We start from the raw sequence: 20,180 nt of genomic DNA on the forward strand, positions 1-20,180 counted from the left end.
GCCGGCCGAGACGACGGACATGGACCACACCGCCGAGCGCGTCACGCTCGCCCGACTCCCCTCGGGCGTCGAGATCGAGACCACCGTCCACACCTACGACGGCGACCGGGACGGCCCGACCGTCTACGCGCAGGCCGCCCAGCACGGCCGCGAGATAAACGGGACCGAGGTGCTCCGTCGGGTCCACGGGCGGCTGACCGGCGGTCCGGAAGCGGACGTCGCCGGCCGGGACGACCCGGACCTTGAGCTCGCAGGGCGACTAATCGCGGTCCCGGTCGCGGACCCGCTCACGTTCGACCGGGTGTCGTACACCACGCCCGAGCAACTCGACAGCGTCAACCCCAACATGAACCGGGTGTGGCCCGGCGACCCCGAGGGGAGCCTCCACGAGCGCATGGCCGCGCGGCTGTGGGAGTACGTCGCGGACGCCGACGCGGTGCTCGACCTCCATACCGGGAGCCCGGAGATGCTGACCCACGTCGTCTTCACCGAGGGCCACGAGCGCTCCCGCCGCCTCGCCGAGGCGTTCGGCACCGACCTCCTGCTCTCGGAGGCGGCCGGCGAGGACGCCGACGAGGAGTGGGCGAGTCGGGACTTCGGCGGCAAGCTCCGGGTCGCGGCCGCGCGCGAAGACGTCCCGACGATAACGCCCGAACTCGCGCACAACAAGCAGTTCGTCGAGGACGCGGTCGAGACCGGCGTGACGGGCGTCCTCGACGCGCTCGCGCACCTCGGCCTGCTCGACCGCGACCCCGAGCCGAGCGGCGAGCGCGTGGTGGCGCGCAACCACCTCGGGCGCGTGACCGCCGAGGAGTCGGGGCTGTTCCGCGCCGACCCCGACCGGTCGGTCGGCGAGCGCGTCGCTGCGGGCGAACGGGTCGGGACGCTGTACCATCCGACGAGCTACGAGGTGATTCAGGAGGTCGAGACCGACAGGGCGGGCGTCCTCTACGCGCTGACCCGGGAAGCGACGGTGACGAGCGGCGGGAAACTGGCGAACGTGGCGCTGGTCCGCGAGGACTGACTCGCGCGAGGACGAAACGGGGCGAGGTTGACGGAATCGAGTTCGTGCGGGCGACCGGTCGGACTATCGGTTGGCAGTGGCGTACAGCAGGGGTGCGACGACCAGCAGCGCGACGCCGAGGAACCGGAACGACAGCGACGCGAGGCTCACCGGCATCAGGACGAAGACGAGTCCGAACACGATGGCGTTCAGCGACAGCACCTTCCGTGAGGCCAGCGGAACCGCCGCCAGCACGGACAGGACGAACAGCACCAACAGCGCCTGCCCCGCGTTGTAATTGAGCAGGAAATCGTCGACGACCTGGAGTGGCACGAGCTCTATCATCTTTGTCGGAACTCGGCCCGAAATACCCTTTAAAGTTCCGCTATCCCGCGGTCAGCCGGTCGCCGCGCGCAGGTCGAGCGGTCGAACCCAGACGTACCAGACGCCCAGCATCGCGACGAGGTAGCCCCCGAACCACGCGACCGTCCCGAGCGTCTCGTAGCCGGCGCTCGCGAGCGCGTAGTTGGCCAGTCCCGGGACCACGACGCCGACCGCCAGCGCCAGCCCGAGTCGAACCGCCTCGCGTCGGCTCACCGGCGACCACCTGTGGATTCGGACATGGACGGACCTACGGCGTCCAGCAAGGTCAACCGCTCGGTTTCCTCGCGGAGCCGTCCGGGGTCGTGGCGACCCGCGGCTCGCTGGGCGGGCGTCCCGTCAGTGTGGCCGACCGCGAAAACGGCAGAGAAGAGAGGATGGAGACCGCTGCATCGACAACTGACTGGCTGTGGCTGGCTGTCGCGGCGCAGACGACAGGTGCCGTGCCCGCGGCGTGTCGAGACGCGGGGGAGTCGGACACGGCACACAGGGTAGCAGGCACCAGCCCACCAAAAGGTTCGCTAATTGCACGATATATCACTCTATACGCCTCCCCAGCCGACGGAACGCGCCGGAGGTCCCGTAGTCGGCGGGTTTTTGCCGGGCCGGCGCGACAGGCGGACCGTGAGCGCCATCACCTTCTTCGGCACGACCGACCGCGACCGCGTGGTCGACTTCTACGTCGGGACGGTCGGCGCGACCGTCTGGCTCGAACAGCCCGATTGCACGATTCTGAAGTACGACAACCAACTGCTGGGGTTCTGCGAGCGCGAGTCGGCCGACACCGCGGGCGTCGTCACCTTCGTCTACCCCGACCGCGAGGGCGTCGACGAGATGCACGAACGGCTCGCCGACCGCGCCCGCGAGGAACCGCACGAGAACGAGCGCTACGACATCTACCAGTTCTTCGGCGAGGACCCGGACGGCCGCGCGGTCGAGTTCCAGACGTTCGAGCACCCGACCGACGAGGTGTGAGGACGGTTCCCGGTGTACCCCGACCGCACCACAAAGCACTTCAGCGCCACCTGTGAGCCGTCGGATATGAACCGCGAGACGATGCTGGTCGGCGGTGCGGCGGTCGTCGTGGCGGCGGCGCTGGTCGCGGTCGCCGCGGTCCCCGGCGCGATGGCCGACCTCGACCCGGACCCGGTCCGGGAGGGTCACCTCTCCCTGCAGGAGGTCTCCATCGCGCCCGGCGAGGTGACCGGCGAAACGGCGACGCTGTCGGTCGACACCCGGCTGGACCACTCCGGGGGCCGCTCGGAGAACGTGACGCTGCTCGTCCGGGCGGTCCACCTCGATTCGGGACTGGTCGAGACGAGCGAGGAGGCTCCCGTCCCGGAGGTCTCGGGCGACCGCGAGGTGTCGGTGGTCCGCAACCTCACGGTCGAGCGGGCCGGCGGCTACCGTATCGAGACCGTGGTCTTCCGCGACGGCGAGCGACTCGCCGAGGGGAGCAAGCGCGTCGAGGGCGTCGGCACCCTCACGCCGGCGTACGCCGAGACCGACGTTCGATTCCACTGGCAGGGCGACGACGGCCTGCCGCCGATAGAGTACACCGTGACCGACGCGGACGGGAACCGGACCGTCCTGAACGTCTCGACGTTCCTGACCAACGAGGGCGACGCGCCCTCCGAGCAACTGCGCGTGGCGTTCACCGCCCGACAGGCCGACTCGAACGTGGTCGCCGACCGGGCGTCCGTCCGGGTCGGCGACGTGGGACCGGGTCGGACCGCCGCGCCGAACGTGGCACTGTCGGTGCCCGAGGGGTACAACTACTACCTCGACGCGGTGCTGTGGAAGGACGGCGTCATCGTCGGCACCGCCCGGAGCGTGGCGAACCTGAACCCGACCGAGACGGTCGCGCCGAACCGGACGGTCCGCGAGGTCGGCATCGAGGTCAGCGACTTCGAGACCGAGGAGACCGACGACCCACCGGCGCGCGAGGGGACCGTCGAGGCGGACGGGGGCAACGCCGGCGGCGTCCCCGGCTTCACGCCGCTGGCCGCCGGGGCGGCGCTGGCAGGCGCGCTGGCGCTGGCGCGGAGGCGAGCGCGATGAGCGACCCACGCGCCACCGGGAGGACAGACGCCCACGCCGACGAGCGTGCGGATTCGAGCGCGACCGACATCGACCGGAGGACCCCATGAACGAATCCACCACCGACGCCACGACCGGTACCGACAGCGAAAGCGACACCGAGACCACCGGCGACGCGGCCGCTGAACCCGCAGACGACGCGGACGCGACAGCAGTCGATGGGACCGCCCGCGACGCGGACGCGGCCGCCGACGGCGGGACCACCGCCGAGGTCAGCGCCGAGTCCGCGCTCCGGACCAACCTCTACCGGGGCGGACTGGGGCTGTTCGTCCTGCTGGCGGTCGTCGCGGTGGTCCAGCTCTACGCCAGCGTGAACGCGACGATAAACACGTTCGTCGCCCGCGAGTACCGGTCGCTGTTCCGGGCGGCGTTCAATCTGGTCGTGTTGCTTGTGTCGGGGGCCGGCATCTCGTGGTGCGTGCGCGCGCTGAGCGGGGAGTGAGTCACCGCGGGCTGTCGTCGCGTCGAGCCGCGTCCTCGGCCGCTCGCATGAACGTCTCCTGGGCGCTCCGGGCCTCGCCGTCCGAGTCGACCCGCTCGTAGCTCCCGTCAGACCGCATCACCCATCGGTTGCGGTCGTCCGAGAACAGAACGTCGAGGACGGCGTCGAGCCGCGACTGGAGGTCGGGGTCGTCGATGGGCGCGACCGCCTCCACCCGCTTGTCGAGGTTCCGGGTCATCCAGTCGGCCGACCCGAGGTAGTAGCCGGGGTCGTCGTTCTCGAAGTACCAGACCCGCGAGTGTTCGAGGAATCGGCCGACGATGCTGTACACGTCGACGTTCTCGCTGACCCCCTCGAGACCGGGCCGGAGCCGACAGATGTCCCGAACCACGAGGTCGACGTCCACCCCGGCCATCGACGCCTCGTACAGTTCCGCCACCAGCTCGGGGTCCTCCAGGCGATTCATCTTGGCGACGATGCGGGCGGGCTCGCCCCGACGGGCGTGGTCGGCCTCGGTCCGAATCAGGTCGACGAACCGCTCGCGCATGTTGCCCGGCGCGACCAGCAGCGTCCGGTACTCCTCGTGGAGCGAGTGGCCGGTGAAGTAGTTGAACAGCTTCACGAGGTCCTGGCCCACGTCGCGGTCGGCGGTCAGCAGGCCGAGGTCCTCGTAGCGCTTGGCGGTCTCGGAGTGGTAGTTGCCGGTGCCGACGTGCGAGTAGAGCCGGACGCGCTCGCCCTCGTCGCGCACGACCAGCGAGGTCTTGGTGTGGGTCTTGTAGCCGATGGTGCCGTAGGCGACGTGGATGCCTTCGGCCTCCAGCCGCTTTGCCCACTCCAGGTTGTTCTGCTCGTCGAACCGGGCCTTGAGTTCGACCATCACCGCGACCTGCTTGCCGTTGCGCGCGGCCTCGATGAGCGTCTCGATTATCTGGGAGTCGCTGGCGGTCCGGTAGATGGCGGCCTTGATGGCGAGCACGTCGGGGTCGCGGGCCGCCGCTTCGAGGAACTGCTGGACGGTGCCCGTGAACGAGTGATAGGGGTGGTGGACGAGCACGTCGCGCTCGCGGATCGTGGCGAAGATGGACTCGTCGTTCGCGCGCGCCAGCCTCGGGTGGGGCTTGGGCGTCCAGTCCGCGAGCTTGTGGTCCGGGTAGTCGAGGTCGGTCAGCGCCGCGAAGTCCCGGAAGTCGAGCGGGCCGGGGCGCTCGAACACCTCCCGCTCCGAGAGATCGAGCTGTTCGGTCAGCAGGTCCCGGACCGCCGGGTGGGTGTCGGACTCGATTTCGAGTCGGACCACGGTGGCGAACCGCCGCTCTTCGAGGACCTCCTCTATCATCTCGATGAGGTCCTCGGCCACCTCCTCGTCGCGCCCGACCTCGGCGTTGCGCGTCACCCGGAACCGCGAGTGGTCCACGATTTCGACGTTCGGGAACAGCAGTTCGAGGTTGTCGGCGATGACGTCCTCCAGCAGGACGAACCGGTCGCCGTCCCCGTCGCCCACGGGGACGAGTCTGGACTGGTTCTGGGGCACCTTCACCCGCGAGAAGGTCAACTCGGCGTCGGGGTCCTCGCGGGTCAGTACCGCGAGCGACAGGCTGAGGTTCGAGATGTGGGGGAACGGGTGCGCGGGGTCGAACGTCAGCGGCGTCAGCGTCGGCAGGACGGAGCTCTCGAAGTAGGCCTGCAGGTCCGACCGCTCGGCGTCGGTGAGGTCGTCGTAGTCGAGTATCTCGATGCCGACCTCGGCCAGCGCCGGCCGAATCGTCTCGCGGTAGCAGTCGGTCTGGCGCTCGAACAGCGGTCTGGCGGTGTCGAGCACCGCCCGCCACTGCTCGCGGGGCGTCCGGCCGTCGGGCGTGCGCTCGTCGACGCCCGCCGCCATCTGCTGTTTCAGGCCGCCCACGCGCTTGCGGAAGAACTCGTCGACGTTTGTGGTGAAGATGGCGAGGAACTTCACCCGCTCGAGGAGCGGGTTGCGCTCGTCGAGCGCTTCGGCGAGCACGCGCCGCTGGAACGCCAGCTCGCTGAGTTCGCGGTTGAGATAGTAGTCGGGGTCGTCGCGGTCGAACCGACCGGCCGGCGAGTCGTCCGACAGTTCGGCGTCACCCGCCGCGTCGTCCTCGCCGGTCGCCGGCGGGTCCTCGCCCGAGTTCCCGGCGGCCTCCGACGCGCCGTCCGAGAGGGGTCGTTCGTCGCTCATGCTATCGGAACACCGTGTCGCGTCCGTCCTCGGGCGAGACTATCTTGTCCTCGCTCCGGTCGAGATAGCGCTCGCAGGCGCTCACGGCGACGAACTCCCCGGCACCGCAGTCGTAGGCGGTCAGGTCGCCCCCGTGGACGCACCCCGTGTCGAGGGCCACGGCGTGCTCGCGTTCGGTCGCTCGCCCGTGGACGGTGTGCCCGAAGAAGATGCGGGGCGGTCCCTCGTACTCGTCGTACCACAGCGGCCCCTCGTACTCGTCGGCCGCGTGGGGCGCGCGCATGTTCAGCAGGTCGACCGGGTCGTGGTCGGGGAGCGGTCGTCGGGGGTCGACGCCGCCGTGGACCACCAGCGCCCCGTCCCACGAGATGGCGACCGGGAGCCGCCCCACGAACGCCGCGAGGTCCGGCGGGAGGTCGAGGTCGGTCTCGCCGCGGAGGTACTTGGCCTCGTTGTTCCCGCGGACGCTCTTGAGGTTCCGGCGGTCGCGGACGAGTTCGAGGACGCCCTCGGTGTCGGGCCCCTTCCGTATCAGGTCGCCGACGAACACTGCGAGTTCGTCGGCCGCGAGGTCGATGCGGTCGAGGAGGCGTTCGAGTTCGCGTCGACAGCCGTGCACGTCGCCGACGACGTAGATGGTTCGCCACTCGTCGGCGTCGAGCCGCTCGTGGCGCGACTCGACCGTCTCGTCGAATGTGGGCCGAATCTCGGCGTCGGGACCCTCGGTTCGTGTAACGCCCATGGTAGTTGCCCCGTGATTCGGGAAGTTACTACTAACGAGTTGCTATGAAGAGTATATAGCTGTGGGTACGGCGAGGTGCTTCGGTCCGGTCGGACGCGGTGTTAGCCCCGGAGCGCCTCGACCGGTTCGGACCTGGCGGCCTTCCACGCCGGGTAGAGCCCGCCGATAACGCTCACGCCCAGTCCGAACGCGAACCCGATGACGGCGTAGCGCAGCGCCTCGCCGGTGAACGCCAGCGGGTCGCCCAGCAACGCGGCGTTGATGATCGCGCCGATTCCGAAGCTCAGCGCCGTCCCGATGAGCGCGCCGGTCAAACCGAGGAGCGCGGCCTCCGCGAGCATGATGCGGAGCACGTCCATCCGGTGGTAGCCGACCGCGCGCAACACGCCGATCTCCTGCTTGCGCTCGATGACGCTCATCAGCATCACGTTGGCGATGCTGATGCCCGCGACCACCAGCGAGATGGCCCCGATGCCGAGGAGGAACAGGTTAATCTGGGCGTACGCCTGGTCTATCTGGTCGGAGACCTGCGACCGCTCGTAGACCATAATCACGTCGTTGCGCGTGTTGAACTCCTCCCGTATCGCCATCGCGGTCGCGTTGGCCTGTTCGGCACCGTCGGTGCGAACGATGGCCTGCGTGTACCCCTCCGAGTCGAACTGCTCGACGGGCAACACCACGGCGTCGTTCGGGCGGGCGGGCGCGGCCTGCCCCGCGTCGGCGAGGATGGCCTGCACGCGGTAGGTGTCGGTCACCTGCACCTGCTCGCCGTCGCGGGTGGTCGTGCGCTGGAGTTCGAGTTTGTTACCCGGTTCCACGTCGTTCTGGTCGGCGAACGTGGCACCCACCAGCGCGCCGTTGCGCCAGTTGCCCGGAATCGAGCCGCGGGAGACGTCGTAGAGCGCTTCCGGGTCGGTCACCCCGTAGGTGGTCACCCCCGTACTCCCGTCGCCGGTCGTCCGGCGCTGTTGCTGTTTGAGCGGCACGACGCTGCTGTCGCCCGCGAGTCGCTCGATGGTCTGGACGTCGCTGTCGGTGATGTAGGTCGGGTCCTTCTGGCCGGTAGCGTACACCTGAAGGTCGCTGCCGATCTCGCCGATGGTGTCGAGCTGGGCCTGCTTGAACGCGACGCCGAACATCCCCAGCGACGCGATGGCGACCACGCCGATGACGATGGCGAGGATGGCGAGCGCGGTCCGCGTGCGGGCCCGCGTGAGGTTTCGCCGGGCGATGAGGAACGTCGGGACGCGCCGCCACAACGGCTCAAGCACGGGCACCACCCTGCGGGTGTTCGGCGTCCTCGCCGGTCACCACCGAGCCGTCGATGAGTTCGACCACGCGGTCGGCGTAGTCGGCCACGTAGTCGTCGTGGGTGACCGTCACGACCGCGACCTCCTCCTCCTCACAGACCGCGCCGAACTCGTCGAGGATGACGTCGCCCGTCTCCCGGTCGAGGTTGCCGGTCGGCTCGTCGGCCAGCAGGAGGTCGGGCTGGTTTATTAGCGACCGCGCGATGGCGACCCGCTGTTTCTGGCCGCCCGACAGCTCGTCGGGGTAGTGGTCGGTCCGGTCGCCCAGCCCCACCCGTTCGAGGAGCTCGGTCGCCCTCCGGGTGGTCTCGTCGGGCTGGCCCGCGAGGAGCCGGGGCACCTCGACGTTCTCGCGCGCGGTCAGCGTGGGCACGAGGAAGAAGCTCTGGAAGACGAACCCGATGGTCTCGCTCCGGCGGTCGGTCCGGTCGGCCTCCGCCATCCCGGAGACGTCCTCGCCGTCGAGCAGGACGGTCCCCGACGTCGGCGTGTCGAGCAGGCCGAGGATGTTCAGCAGGGTGGACTTACCGCTCCCGCTGGGGCCGACGATGGAGACGAACTCCCCGCGGTCGACCGCGAAGTCGATGCCCTCGAGCGCGCGGACCGTCTCGCCCCCGGTCTCGTACTCCCTGACGACGTCGGTACCGGTGATGAGCGCCATGTTACCGTCGGGCCCACCAGACGCTTGCGACGAGCACGAGCGCGACCAGCACGCCGACCAGCGCGAACGGCAGCGAGCCGCCGCCACCGCCGCCGGACCCGGATTCGACCGACCGGGTCGGTGCGGAGCCTGCCTCGGCCATCACGGTCCGGGTCCTGGTCACGCCGTCGACCACGTAGCTCACTTCCAGGGGCACGGTCGTCCGGTTGTTCGACAGCCGGGCGTTCACGTCGAACGAGACGAAGTCGCTGGACTCGACGGTCCCGACGAAGTACTCGGGCTGGGGCTGGACCGCCGCGACGTTCTGGGCGTCGGCGACGCTCACGACGACGCTGTCGACGGCTTCGCCGCCGAGGTTCGCCGCGCTCCCCGAGACGGTGACCGTGTTGCCCTGCCGGTCGGTGCTCACGCCGGTCAGCGAGACGTTGCCGGGGTTCTCGGGCGGAGTCATGTCGGCCTGCACCGTGCGGGTTATCTGTCGTTCGAGCCCTTCGCTGTCGACGTAGACCAGCGTGAGGTTCACCGGATACGTGCCCGACTCGCTCGCGCTGGCTCGATACGAGAACGTCCGTTCGGCACCCGCGTCGAGCGACGAGACGACCCGCCGGTTCTCCCGGATGGTGACGTCGTCGCTCTCGGTCTCCAGCGAGACCTGCCTGACTTGCTTCTCCATGCCGTTCGAGACGGTGACGTTGAGCGCCCGCCACGCGTTCTCGACCGCCGACTCGCTCGTGACCGACAGTTGCGGGTGCTCGCTGGGCTGGGCCGGCGGTCCGAAGTCGGCCCGGAGCAGCCGGGTGAGCTGACGGGGCTCGCCGTCCGCGGTCGTGTACGACAGGGTCACTTCGACCGGGTGAGTGCCGGCCTCCTCCGCGCTGGCGGTGAACGAGAACGAGGTCTCATCGCCGCTGTCGAGTTGCGCGCGAATCTTCGAGTCCTCGTCGACCGAGACGTCGTCGCTCTCGACTTCGAGGGCCAGCTGTCTGACCACGTCGTCGCGACCGTTCGAGACGTTGACCGTCATCGTGCGCGAGTCGAGCGAGACGGCCGACTCGGTGTCGAGAGACAGTTGTGGATGCTCGCCGTTCACGTCCAGCGTGACGGGCTGGACGATGCGCTGGCTGTCGCCGTCGCTCGTCACGAGGACGACGTGGACGTAGAGGTCGTGCGTGCCGGTCTTGTTGAACGTCGATTCGAAGCTGCGGCGGATGGTCTCGCCGGGGTCGACCGTGGTCGGCCCCAGCCGTCGCTCCGAGTGGAGTTCGGAGCCGCTCGCCTCGCCGCTGCGGAGTTCGAGTCGCCTCACGTCGTACCTCGTGTCGGACACTTCGGCGTTCTTGACGGTCGTGCCGATTCGGAACGGCTGTTCTGGTGTCGGGAATGCGGGCGCGTCGACCGCCACCGAGACGAAGTCGTCGTCGGCGACGGCGACGCCCGCACCGGCCGGTGCTACCGTCGCGGCGACGACGAGCGCCACGAGCAGCGGGGGAACGGGGTTTCGAGTCATCGTTTTATCGTTTGTTGGGGGTGTCGTCGGGCGGAGTCGGTACCGCCGCGGCGTCGGGGCCAGTCGGACGGGGACGGGTCCGAAACGGGGTCGGACGCCGCGGCGGCGACGAGCGACCGCGGCTCGTCGGTCCCGAAAGCACATTGCTCTCGGAGAACCGATACGTCATTCGCTTGCCGTTCGTTCGTTTCGGTCGAGACACCTGATAATGATTACGATACGCGAGCGAGTGCAAGCCGACGCTGGCTCCGGCCGGACTCAGCGTGACGCGCCGTCGGTCGACGCCGGGGCCGTCGTCACTCCGACATCACGGTGACGACGGGCTGGTCGGCCCCGAGCAGGACCGACTGGGTGGTCGAACCGAACACCGCCTTGCCGACCGGGGACCGGCGGCGCGCGCCGACGACGACGAACCTGGCGTCGATCTCGTCGGCGACGGCCAGGATGCCGTCGGCCGGGTCGTCGATTCGGCCTCTGGCGGTCACCTCGACCGAATCGTCGAGCGCCCGCTCCACGACGGCCTTCGCTTGCTCGGCGGCCTCCTGCTCGGCCTGCTCGATGGGTTCGGCGTCGACGCTGGCGAGCGACGTACCCTGCCGGTCCCCGAGGAACTCGCCCTGCGGGACGACGTGGAGTGCGACGAGTTCGTCGTCGTACGCACGCGCCATGTCGGCCGCGGTCCGGACGACTTCGTTCGCGTACTCGTTGTCTTCGACGGCTGCGAGGATGGCCATACGTGGAACAGAAACGGGTAACCGATAAAAGTTGAGGGTGAACCGTCGGCCTGCCGAACGAACTACGCTTGCGACCCGAGTAATCGAGGGATTCTCCGAGACGGGGGCTGCCGGGGCGGACGTGACGCGGTGTGGGCCCCGGAGCCAGACGTCGCTCGACCGACAGCGGCGGTGCTGTCGACGTCTTCGACCGCGTCGAGACGAGGCGGACGGGAACTGCCTGCCATCGGACTGTGGGACATCGGCGACAGACGTTGGTACGCGATTGTGTAATCTATACACAAATCTTTTAACCGCAAAGCGCTTACCCGAGCGTGATACTGATGCCCGACTCGATGGCTGAACAACTCCGGCAGGACATGGAGTGCGAGGGCCTTCTAGAGTGTTTCCACGGTCTCAAGCAGCTCGACAAGGACGTCTTTCAGGCGCTCGTCGACGCCGGCGAAGCGCTGACCGTCGACGAGATCGCGGCGGCGGTCGACCGCGAGCGCTCGACCGCGTACCGGGCCGTCCAGCGACTGCTTCAGGCGGGCTTCATCCAGAAAGAGCAGGTCAACTACGACCAGGGCGGCTACTACCACGTCTACAAGCCGACCGACCCGGCGACCATCGCCGACGACATGCAGCGACTGCTCAACGACTGGTACGCCAAGATGGGACAGCTCATCCAGGAGTTCGAGACGAAGTACGAGGACGACGTCACCGCCCAGTCGGTCGAAAGCTGAGCCCACCGGGACGCCCGGAGGCTCCGCCTTTCGTTCGGTCGCCGTCGCTCGGACCGACGTTCGACGAGCAATATTGTGTGCTTTCTTCAACTCACTCGCTACTGCTCGCGCCCGAGCGGAGCGGACAGCCCGAGCGACTCGGCACGGCGACGGGCCCGTTCGAACCTCGACACCGACGACGCAATCGGAATCCCGACCGCTGGGCCGGCTCGCGTCCGCGCTCCTGGGACGCCGTCGCGTTCAAGCGCGCGCACCGCGTACAGCAAGTCGCGCTCGAACGCGTGGAGCTGCGCGAACGTACGTGAGGCGGCCTCGCTCATGCGCGAGTCACCTCGGTTCGGTTGGTGCATCCGTGGCCGGCGCTTTCGACGGATTGCACTTAAAGAAGGCTCGATAGTGAGGTGAAACTGAAACTGGACAGCTTGCTAGCGAGCGTTGTTCGAAGTCGATGCGCGTCGTCGTGCGGGAGTTTCAAGTCCCGTCGTAGCGATTGCGTACATGGCTTCCGTAGCGTGGTTACGAGGCTCACGCGGACCCGATGTCTCCAGCATCGGGGTCCGCATTTCTGTGGACCTATCGGGGAGCGACGGGTCCGCGATTTGCTTCCGTGATAGCGACATGTTTACCCGTACGTAATAAATTTATTCACTATATAGTGACTTTTAAATCACTCTTTAGTGCTTGACGCAAGTCGGGAGGGGGTAACTCGTCGATTACAAAAATTGATAGACCATCGATTGGTGGATCGAGTTGAACGGGGGAAGTACGAGATTACCGAAGAAGGGTCGAAGTATCTCGCTGGCGAACTTGACGCGAGCTGGAAGCCGACGAAGAATAGGCCGTTTCTGCTACGGAAAAATCCAAGTCGGACTCATGCTAGTCCATCGATAGAACTGATGATAGACTTAACCGACTTACAGGAGGACATTCTTACGCTCGCAATCAAACACCCCGACATGACGAATGGGGAGATCGCCGATGTACTCAACTGCTCCGAGGAATACGTTGGTGAGGTCCGCCGTGACTACGAACACGCGGTGGATGAAAGCAAAGTTGATAACGAACTGAATACTATTCGAAGGAACGCCCGCGACGTGAATATGGGGAATGGCGGAATTTTGGATGCTCTTATCCTCAAACCGCTTGTCCTGACTCTCACCTTCTCTTTTTGGGCATTGGAAACCTCATTTGAGGAGTCTTTCTGGTTGCTGGAAAAGGGAGTTGGTCTGATGTTCTGGCTTATCGAACTTCCATTTCGATTACTTGATGTAATTACAGGACCAGACAATAAGTAACTTTCAGGTACTATCGTCGAGAGGACTTTTAACTAAGGTGTTGAATAAGGAAAGATATTTCATACAGAGAAAGGTTGGGAGAATCTCACTGGCGGTCTAGATGTAAGTGAATCCCAAGAATCCGATTTGTGAAACGAAAGTAGCTGGACTAAGTTTGAGACGGTGAGTTTCTCCCCCACCGCTGGACAATGTATTTCACAATAAAATCCCAAAGGGTCCCAATTATGAAAATACTGATGATGATTATACTCATTCGGGAAAACTGGAATGGACTTCTAAGCAAACTAGAAACGATGACTGCGGTACTTCCTGCTATTATCCATCTGTTTGCCTGTATCATAGAATCCTTTAGCTCGTTATTTCCATTGGAACCCCCAGATCCTCCGTTCTCATCACTATTAAACGGTTCATGACCAAGTTTCCTTAGCGTCTCGTCTCTTAACCTCCTAAACTCTGGAGCCAATCCAGAAATCAAACCCTCTAGTGCCTCTTTTTTAGTATTCTCTTCACCACTCAGTTCATCTCTTTCCTCAAGTTCATCAACCTTCGAAATCATGTATTTGAGTTTGTATGCGTGAGAATAAAACTCTATTAATTGTTCCGACACACTTGGTTTTAATAAACCAATATTAGAAGCATTATCCTCATAAATCGAAGTGGAAATCGTAGAGTCTATCGCTTTGGTGGGAATCTCCGAGTCTTCATCATCTAAATCCTCAAAAAAGTCATACATATATTGTATCTCGGAAGCTATAGCTCTCTTTAACCGGGTTTTCTCTCTGCGCGTTCTCCGATAATCGTGAATCCATGTCCCTCCAAACCCAAATATCGCTCCCGTTATTGCACCTAGAATGCCACCGGTAACTGAGGGGGATAGTGATTCAAACATATATTGTTCTTAGGTACCGCTAATCGGCCGCCGCTTCTTCTTCCAAACTCTCTACTCGATTCATGAGGCGTTCATCACCGGTCTTTTCGGCCTTCTCCTTGAACACATCGAGGAACTGGTCGAAGGTGTTCTCGGCGATCTGCTGCATTCGTTCGTAGGTACGCCCGTAGATGTCGTCCCTTTCGAGACGCCTAGCTTTTCGCTCGGCCGCGTCGGAGATTTCTCCACCAATCACGTATCCGCTCACGGAACGATAGATGTCGTCTTGCTCCACGACGTAGTTACGTAGGTGGTCCACGTACATCTCGAGGTTTTCCAGATGTCGACGTTCGATAGTATCGTTTGGCCTGAGGATTTCGACAACATTCAGGTTTTCACCGTAGCCCAAGCAAAGAACTTTAAGACGGTCGTTAGGATTGTCGTGCACGTTTTCTGACGGGAACTGGTGGCTCACTTCTTCCCTATATTCGGGTTCATCGTCAACGTAGTCCCACCTCGGCTCAAGGACCCACGGATTCTCTGAGATGAACCTGTGAACCTGCTGGTCGTCCCTCGCATCCGACTCAATTAAGTCCCGGAATTTCGAGATTGTCTCGAGACGCCCTCGAGCAACCTGCATCAATTCGAGAGCATCGATGACCTCCCACCGGTCGAAGAGATCGAACACTGCATCCGTATTCGACACTTCGACCTCCTTCATATCCGTGAGAAAGTCCGTAAAGAGTTCTTGTTGGGCGCTCTCGGCTACTTTTTCGATGAATTCGTCCTTTTCCCCCGAGTTAAAATCACGATGTTCAGAGGCTTTCCCGATGAATTCATCTATTTCTTGTTGCTTGTCATCCGGGAGTCCCGTAATCCTTTCATCGTAACTTTCTGTTTCCTTAGCTTCACGAGCCTGTTCTTCCCTACGCTTGTCGCCACCCTCGTCGGCGACATCCACAATCTCATCCCGAATCCACTCACGTAGCTGTGTAGCTGGTTCTTTACCCCAAGCTAGGCTACTCCGATCAGTAGAAATCAAATCAAGGTCGGCCTTATCTATGAAATCCGCATGAATCTCTCCAACTACGTACTCAAGATCGAATTGACCAGAGCTCGATGAAGTGACTCCAAGGAAGGTTGGTTCCTGCACCAATTTTCCTCGAGCCATGACCGCAACTCCTTTTTGTTCATCATCACTGACGGGGTCTTCCATGGTCCCAATCCAACCTTTTACTTCATACTCATTGCCCTGCGTATCTTCTATAGACTCACTGTATTCCCGAATATAGTTACACTTCCTTTTGATTCCTCTATCAGTGGGTTCCACCCTTTCTTCGTTCACCCGTACAACGAAATCTTCATCAAGGACGGAGAATCTACGAGCAAGCCGTTCTTTTATATAACGAAGAGTGGGTTGTCTTTCTCGGTCAAGATCGGTTAGAGTTACATCAGTACCGTTGTCCTTCTCACCGTCAGTCCCCCAGTCTGTCACTTCTGGGTCGTATGTACTGGTATCCGCGGGGTTCTCTTCGTTCCCTTCTTCCTTCATCTGGTCGTAGTCGAGCTCAAATTCCACGTACTGGCCGTCTTTGTACGTCGTTATAACAACTTTCCCGGCTACACCAAAGCCAGCGAGTTTTCCAATCCCCTTACGGCCCATAACCGGTCTTTCCATGCCACGAATTTCGACGACATCCCTATTCTCATCGTCGCGTCGGTTCCGTCCAACCACGAGGAACTTGTCTTCGACCTCGTCATATGACATTCCGATTCCGTTGTCGGAAACAGTAATCTCGTAATCCTCGCTCATCGACTCCTCTGTCGGCACAGAAATATCAACCTCTGTCGCTCCAGCGTCCCAGGCGTTGGCGACATATTCTGAGATGACTGCCGGAAGGCTCGTGTACATCTTTAGCCCGAGATGCTGGAGAATATTCATGTCCAGCGTCATTGTCAAATCGGGCTCTTCGATTTCGTTGTTCGTGGGGTTAGTTTCTGAGTCGCTCATTGTTATTGGGTACGGCTTTGATTAACCTCGTCTTGGAGCTGGTCTATCTTTTCAAGGGTGTCCTGGTCCTCGGAGACACGGAAATAAGGTTTCACTGCGCTGAGCAGTTCCTGATTAACTTGAACGGTCCGTTCTAACGCTTTAGAGTATGTACTTGCGGTAATTCCAAAATCACGGTTCCTTCCTAGTCTTCGCTCGATATTACCAAGCTCTCCGCCATAGATACATCCATTCGGATTATCATCCGTTGCTGAGGACAATTTGGCTACTGAGTCAACACATGCTTCAAGGAACGAAAATTCTTGATGGCCTACTTGATTCGTAGGCGCGAGAAGCACCGATACAAATATACTCCCTTCATTTGAGAAGCACAGTATCTCGAAATCAGATGGTGTTACCCTCCCCCCATCAGCAGAATGGATGATTTCATCAGTTACGCCCTCTAGTCGCTCTACGTCATACCAGTTCTGGTCTATCACCTGAGGATACTCCTGAAACACATCGATGGGAATTTCTCCATCCGAATCGAAAATTGTCTGCCTAAGCCTATCAAGACAGTTAATTTGTTGTAGTCCGACTTCCGTATTCTGTATCATTCCAACAGCATCGATGAGGTCCTTTTCTCGGAAGATACGAGCTGACGCCTCAATAGGCCTCTTTCTCAAATACTGTTTGCGAGGCTCTTCTACCGGCGAAAACACCTCTTCGGCGTCCAAATTGATACTTTCGATAGAGGGAGCATATTCATCAAGTATCTCTTCTGCTTCCTGCGCTTCGACGAAGCCAGCCAACATGGCACCATCAATGAGTTTTACGTTTTTATCTCTGGCAAACTCATAAGCTCCTCTAGTGAATGCGGCGGAAGTCGCTAATATGACGATATCTGTATCGATATCACTACGGTCAATCGAAGAGTATTGTTGTACCTCTGGTCGCCCAACCTTGTTCCCTGGGTCAGGTCGTTTGGCTTGTATTGATGCCTTTTCCTGGTAGAGTGTGTTTTTGTGAGCGATAACGTCAACCCCGCCATCGGCTGAGTCCTGAGTCACCTCAGTATCCCATCCGGCGAGCTCAAAGATCTCCGCTACAAAGTCCTCAAATTCGTAGCGGTCAATCTCTTGGAGACGAGTGATGGTTTCACCCCGCTCCTGAGCCTTACTCATCAGCCTGGATGATAGACACCATGGGGTATTAAATGTACCACAGTCAATATTGGACTGAAATAGACTGTGTACCTTGATAAACATGAGATTAGAACAAATTGACATTAAAGTTGGAGAGCGCCTCTCACAAGCAGATTTCAAAGAAGTATTTGATCAAGGGGTTACCGGCAAAGGAATCGAAATAAGATACGACGAGAAAGGACAGAAATACATCTGGCTCTTTGCGAAGGAGGAGGGCAGGTATAATGATGATCTTGGTACTGAGCAGTTCCGCTTCACTGGTGAGGATCCACAAGGTCACGGCGTTGAAGACCCAAAAGAGGAAAATCAAGAACTGAAGCGGGGGAATGAGGCTCTCCGTAATGCCATTGATACGCCCGTGCCAATTTTCTTATTTTATCAATCAGTTGCTAGGGAAGGGTGGGAATATCGAGGGATGGTTGAAGTAATCAGTTTTGAATATAAATCAGATAACGGACGATACATATACGAGTTCCTGCTGGAACCAGTTGAGGGTGACTCTGAAATTCCTTCTCCCCTTCAGGTAGACAATTCTGAACAATCAACTGATACTAAAGAGCCCCCTCAAACCCAATCTACAGTAAGCCGTATCGTTAGAAACACGGCACTCGTGAAAGAACTCAAAGGGCAATATGAATATACTTGCCAAGTTTGTGGTGATCAGCGGCGAAGGAACAATGGGGAACCATATGCAGAGGGTCATCATATTAGACCACTTGGCAAACCACACAACGGAGCGGATAAAAAGTCCAATATCCTAGTTCTCTGTCCAAACCACCACGCTGACTTTGATTTTGGCCGAATCAGGATTGACCCACAAACATTCAAAATCAACCATGCGTATGAATCAAAAGTGGATGGTACCGAACTACGGAGAAAGAAAGAACATGATATAGATGAAAGATGCGTCAGGTATCATAATGAGGGTATCGTTCAATTCTAAACCAAAGCCCAGACTGCCGATTCTTGTACAGTCTAAATAGCCGGGAGAGATAATCACAAAAGTCTATTACTTTCGTTCCGGTTCGGTGAGTTTTATAACCCTGGGTCCGGAGGACCTTCTTATGAGCATCCGCGCTGTCGATATATTCTGTGGGGCAGGGGGTCTTACTTATGGTCTTCAAGAGGCTGGTATAGACGTACAAGCAGGATTTGATATAGAACCTGAGTGCAGGCATCCGTATGTGGAAAACAACGCTGATGTAGAGTTTATAGAATCCGATATTGCGGCAGATGTATCCGTTGAAGATATCGAACCGTATCTTTCAGCCGGCGAAGCAGATCATACTCTGATTGCTGGCTGCGCGCCCTGCCAACCATATTCTAAGATGAGCAATGGGAACAAGAACAGTGCAGATAACCATGAGAAGTGGGGACTAATGGAGGAATTCTCGGACTTAATCGCTGGTGTTGAACCTGATTTGGTTACTATGGAAAATGTCCCACAGGTTCGAAAACATGAGCCCTATGAGAATTTTCAATCTCGTCTAAAGGAACTCGGCTATATGATTTGGGATGGGGTTGTGGACTGCCCGAAATATGGAGTTCCACAACAGAGGAAGAGACTGGTTCTACTGGCCTCCAAGCACGGCCATATTGAACTTCAGGATCCTACCCATGACCCAGATGAGGTGACGGTGAAATCAGAACTCGAACGATATGACCTTGCGAAACTTGAGGAAGGGGAAACATCCGACGACGACTTTCTCCATACCGCTCGAGGGCTCTCGGAAAAGAATATCAAACGAATTCGAAATTCCGAACCAGGCGGAACGTGGGAAGACTGGCCCGAAGATCTTAGATTGAACTGTCACACCAAAGATAGTGGCCGAAAATACACGGCTTCGTATGGTCGAATGAAGTGGAAGGACCCTGCACCAACTATTACCACTAGGTTCTTCAATTATGGTAGTGGCAGATTCGGTCATCCTGAAGAGGATCGAGCCATTACTGTTCGAGAAGGGGCAATCCTTCAAACGTTCCCGAAGGATTACTCATTCGTCTCCTCGGAAGACGATCTGAGCGTACAATCTATGGGGAAGCTGATAGGCAATGCCGTTCCTGTTCGACTCGCAAAGGCGATTGGAGAAACCCTTGTTCAACACGTTGAAAACGAGGGGCCTCAAAAAAGACTTCAAACAGCAACACAAGATTAGTAACCCATCTACCATCACCCCTCATAACCGACTCTTTGTTTTGCTCAAGTTTCAGAAGTTCATCACCAGATGCTCCCGCGTCTGCTTCGCACTCCCGCTCTTCCCGTTCCCATGAAGTTCCGCTCACCACGACCCACAACCCGATACTCCGCCAGCCCGTCCGGTAGCTCCGCGTACGACACCACCCAGTCCGCCTCCAACTCACCCAGCGCCTCGACGAACGCCGAGTGCTCGATTGCCGAGACGGGATAGTACCCCTGCCCACGTACGGCGGGCCGCAGTAGAACACCGTCTCCGGGCCGTCGTACTTCTCGAACACCTCGCTCCACTCCAGATTCTCCAGCACGACGTCGTCGAACCGCGCGGCGAACTCCTCCAGCCGGTCGATCTTGTTCGCGTACCCCTGCGCCTGATTGTTCACCTTGCTCGTCACGAACCCGCTGTTCGACGCGTACTTGCCGCCCCACTGGGCGTACCGCAGGTAGAAGAACTGCCCGGCGCGCTCGACCGAGTCGCTCGGCCGGTAGCCGTTGTAGAACGCCTCGACCCACTCCGAATGCACCGCCCGCGAGTACGGAACCGTCTCCAGCCACTCGACCAGCTCGTCGGGGCGCTCGCGCAGCACCTCAAAGAACTGCACGAGGTCGCCGTCGCGGTCGTTGTACACCTCCCCGCTACTCGCCTCGGGGTCCTCGTTCACCAGGACGCCCGCCGCGCCGCCGAACACCCCCACGAAGCACGTATGCTCCGGGACGTACTCCAGAATCCACGACGCCAGCCGGGACTTCCCGCCGGGGAACGGGAACACCGCGTCAGGCACACCGCGTCACCTCGGGCTGTCCGCTACGTCTCTGGTCG

The 20,180-nt window shown here is 60.9% G+C and carries 20 protein-coding genes and 1 pseudogene; 8 read left to right on the forward strand and 13 right to left on the reverse strand.

Annotated elements, in window-relative coordinates; all coding sequences use genetic code 11:
• Positions 1 to 19: 19 nt before the first annotated feature.
• Positions 20 to 1,024 (forward strand): succinylglutamate desuccinylase/aspartoacylase family protein, encoded by a 1,005-nt coding sequence (locus tag EPL03_RS08520; RefSeq protein WP_135828916.1) that lies wholly within the window; start codon positions 20 to 22, stop codon positions 1,022 to 1,024.
• Positions 1,025 to 1,087: 63 nt separating this feature from the next.
• Here EPL03_RS08520 and EPL03_RS08525 read toward each other — a convergent pair whose 3' ends face one another.
• Together EPL03_RS08525 and EPL03_RS08530 are read right to left on the reverse strand one after the other, a co-directional pair.
• Positions 1,088 to 1,348: a hypothetical protein gene (locus tag EPL03_RS08525; RefSeq protein ID WP_135828917.1), complete on the reverse strand. Its 261-nt coding sequence runs from the start codon at positions 1,346 to 1,348 to the stop codon at positions 1,088 to 1,090.
• 51 nt (positions 1,349 to 1,399) lie between these two features.
• Positions 1,400 to 1,600, reverse strand: a complete 201-nt coding sequence (locus EPL03_RS08530; RefSeq protein ID WP_135828918.1) for a hypothetical protein — start codon at positions 1,598 to 1,600, stop codon at positions 1,400 to 1,402.
• 408 nt (positions 1,601 to 2,008) lie between these two features.
• On the opposite strand from EPL03_RS08530, the gene EPL03_RS08535 reads away from it, so the two are divergent.
• The 3 genes from EPL03_RS08535 (at position 2,009) to EPL03_RS08545 (ending at position 3,926) form a co-directional block, all read left to right on the forward strand.
• A complete protein-coding gene (locus tag EPL03_RS08535; protein ID WP_135828919.1) occupies positions 2,009 to 2,359 on the forward strand; it encodes a VOC family protein in 351 nt (116 codons plus the stop codon).
• Positions 2,360 to 2,425: 66 nt separating this feature from the next.
• Positions 2,426 to 3,445, forward strand: a complete 1,020-nt coding sequence (locus EPL03_RS08540) for a DUF7490 domain-containing protein (RefSeq protein WP_135828920.1) — start codon at positions 2,426 to 2,428, stop codon at positions 3,443 to 3,445.
• 85 nt (positions 3,446 to 3,530) lie between these two features.
• Complete coding sequence (locus EPL03_RS08545; RefSeq protein WP_135828921.1) at positions 3,531 to 3,926, forward strand: hypothetical protein; 396 nt, start codon at positions 3,531 to 3,533, stop codon at positions 3,924 to 3,926.
• 1 nt (position 3,927) lies between these two features.
• Here the strand turns inward: EPL03_RS08545 and ppk1 are convergent, their stop codons facing one another.
• The 6 genes from ppk1 to EPL03_RS08575 all read right to left on the reverse strand — a co-directional run bounded on the left by ppk1 (position 3,928) and on the right by EPL03_RS08575 (position 11,083).
• Complete coding sequence (gene ppk1 / locus EPL03_RS08550) at positions 3,928 to 6,129, reverse strand: polyphosphate kinase 1 (RefSeq protein WP_135828922.1); 2,202 nt, start codon at positions 6,127 to 6,129, stop codon at positions 3,928 to 3,930.
• Between the two features lies 1 nt (position 6,130).
• The gene (locus EPL03_RS08555; protein WP_135828923.1) at positions 6,131 to 6,871 is read right to left on the reverse strand and encodes a metallophosphoesterase family protein; all 741 of its coding nucleotides are present in this window, start codon (positions 6,869 to 6,871) and stop codon (positions 6,131 to 6,133) included.
• Between the two features lie 101 nt (positions 6,872 to 6,972).
• Entirely contained in the window at positions 6,973 to 8,142 is a 1,170-nt protein-coding gene (locus tag EPL03_RS08560) for an ABC transporter permease (RefSeq protein WP_210424942.1), read from the reverse strand.
• Positions 8,135 to 8,842, reverse strand: coding sequence for an ABC transporter ATP-binding protein (locus tag EPL03_RS08565; protein WP_135828925.1), 708 nt, complete (start codon positions 8,840 to 8,842; stop codon positions 8,135 to 8,137). The genes EPL03_RS08560 and EPL03_RS08565 overlap by 8 nt, the downstream gene beginning before the upstream one ends.
• A gap of 1 nt (position 8,843) precedes the next feature.
• Positions 8,844 to 10,349 (reverse strand): COG1361 family protein, encoded by a 1,506-nt coding sequence (locus EPL03_RS08570; protein WP_135828926.1) that lies wholly within the window; start codon positions 10,347 to 10,349, stop codon positions 8,844 to 8,846.
• A 296-nt stretch (positions 10,350 to 10,645) separates the two neighbouring features.
• On the reverse strand, positions 10,646 to 11,083 hold the full coding sequence (locus EPL03_RS08575; protein ID WP_135828927.1) for a universal stress protein: 438 nt from the start codon (positions 11,081 to 11,083) through the stop codon (positions 10,646 to 10,648).
• Positions 11,084 to 11,406: 323 nt separating this feature from the next.
• Here EPL03_RS08575 and EPL03_RS08580 point away from each other — a divergent pair, with 323 nt between their 5' ends.
• Positions 11,407 to 11,808: a helix-turn-helix domain-containing protein gene (locus tag EPL03_RS08580; RefSeq protein ID WP_135828928.1), complete on the forward strand. Its 402-nt coding sequence runs from the start codon at positions 11,407 to 11,409 to the stop codon at positions 11,806 to 11,808.
• Between the two features lie 98 nt (positions 11,809 to 11,906).
• On the opposite strand, the gene EPL03_RS08585 is transcribed toward EPL03_RS08580, so the two are convergent.
• Entirely contained in the window at positions 11,907 to 12,128 is a 222-nt protein-coding gene (locus EPL03_RS08585; protein WP_135828929.1) for a hypothetical protein, read from the reverse strand.
• A 420-nt stretch (positions 12,129 to 12,548) separates the two neighbouring features.
• Between EPL03_RS08585 and EPL03_RS08590 the strand changes: the two genes are divergently transcribed.
• Positions 12,549 to 13,103 carry a hypothetical protein gene (locus EPL03_RS08590; protein WP_135828930.1) on the forward strand — a complete coding sequence of 185 codons (555 nt, stop codon included), beginning with the start codon at positions 12,549 to 12,551 and terminating at the stop codon, positions 13,101 to 13,103.
• Between the two features lie 148 nt (positions 13,104 to 13,251).
• On the opposite strand, the gene EPL03_RS08595 is transcribed toward EPL03_RS08590, so the two are convergent.
• From EPL03_RS08595 to EPL03_RS08605, 3 genes are read right to left on the reverse strand one after another with little or no spacing between them, the layout of a single operon-like run.
• Positions 13,252 to 13,992, reverse strand: a complete 741-nt coding sequence (locus EPL03_RS08595) for a hypothetical protein (RefSeq protein ID WP_135828931.1) — start codon at positions 13,990 to 13,992, stop codon at positions 13,252 to 13,254.
• A gap of 19 nt (positions 13,993 to 14,011) precedes the next feature.
• Positions 14,012 to 15,982 (reverse strand): ATP-binding protein, encoded by a 1,971-nt coding sequence (locus EPL03_RS08600; protein ID WP_135828932.1) that lies wholly within the window; start codon positions 15,980 to 15,982, stop codon positions 14,012 to 14,014.
• 2 nt (positions 15,983 to 15,984) lie between these two features.
• Positions 15,985 to 17,145 (reverse strand): restriction endonuclease, encoded by a 1,161-nt coding sequence (locus tag EPL03_RS08605; RefSeq protein ID WP_168216213.1) that lies wholly within the window; start codon positions 17,143 to 17,145, stop codon positions 15,985 to 15,987.
• 82 nt (positions 17,146 to 17,227) lie between these two features.
• Between EPL03_RS08605 and EPL03_RS08610 the strand changes: the two genes are divergently transcribed.
• Both EPL03_RS08610 and EPL03_RS08615 read left to right on the forward strand, forming a co-directional pair.
• On the forward strand, positions 17,228 to 18,109 hold the full coding sequence (locus EPL03_RS08610; RefSeq protein WP_135828934.1) for an HNH endonuclease: 882 nt from the start codon (positions 17,228 to 17,230) through the stop codon (positions 18,107 to 18,109).
• Positions 18,110 to 18,230: 121 nt separating this feature from the next.
• Complete coding sequence (locus EPL03_RS08615; RefSeq protein ID WP_135828935.1) at positions 18,231 to 19,322, forward strand: DNA cytosine methyltransferase; 1,092 nt, start codon at positions 18,231 to 18,233, stop codon at positions 19,320 to 19,322.
• A 307-nt stretch (positions 19,323 to 19,629) separates the two neighbouring features.
• Here EPL03_RS08615 and EPL03_RS20455 read toward each other — a convergent pair.
• Positions 19,630 to 20,142 (reverse strand): annotated as a pseudogene (locus EPL03_RS20455) (DNA adenine methylase); the annotation flags it as partial.
• Positions 20,143 to 20,180: the final 38 nt, after the last annotated feature.

The organism is Halorussus halobius, assembly GCF_004765805.1.
GTDB lineage: Archaea > Halobacteriota > Halobacteria > Halobacteriales > Haladaptataceae > Halorussus > Halorussus halobius.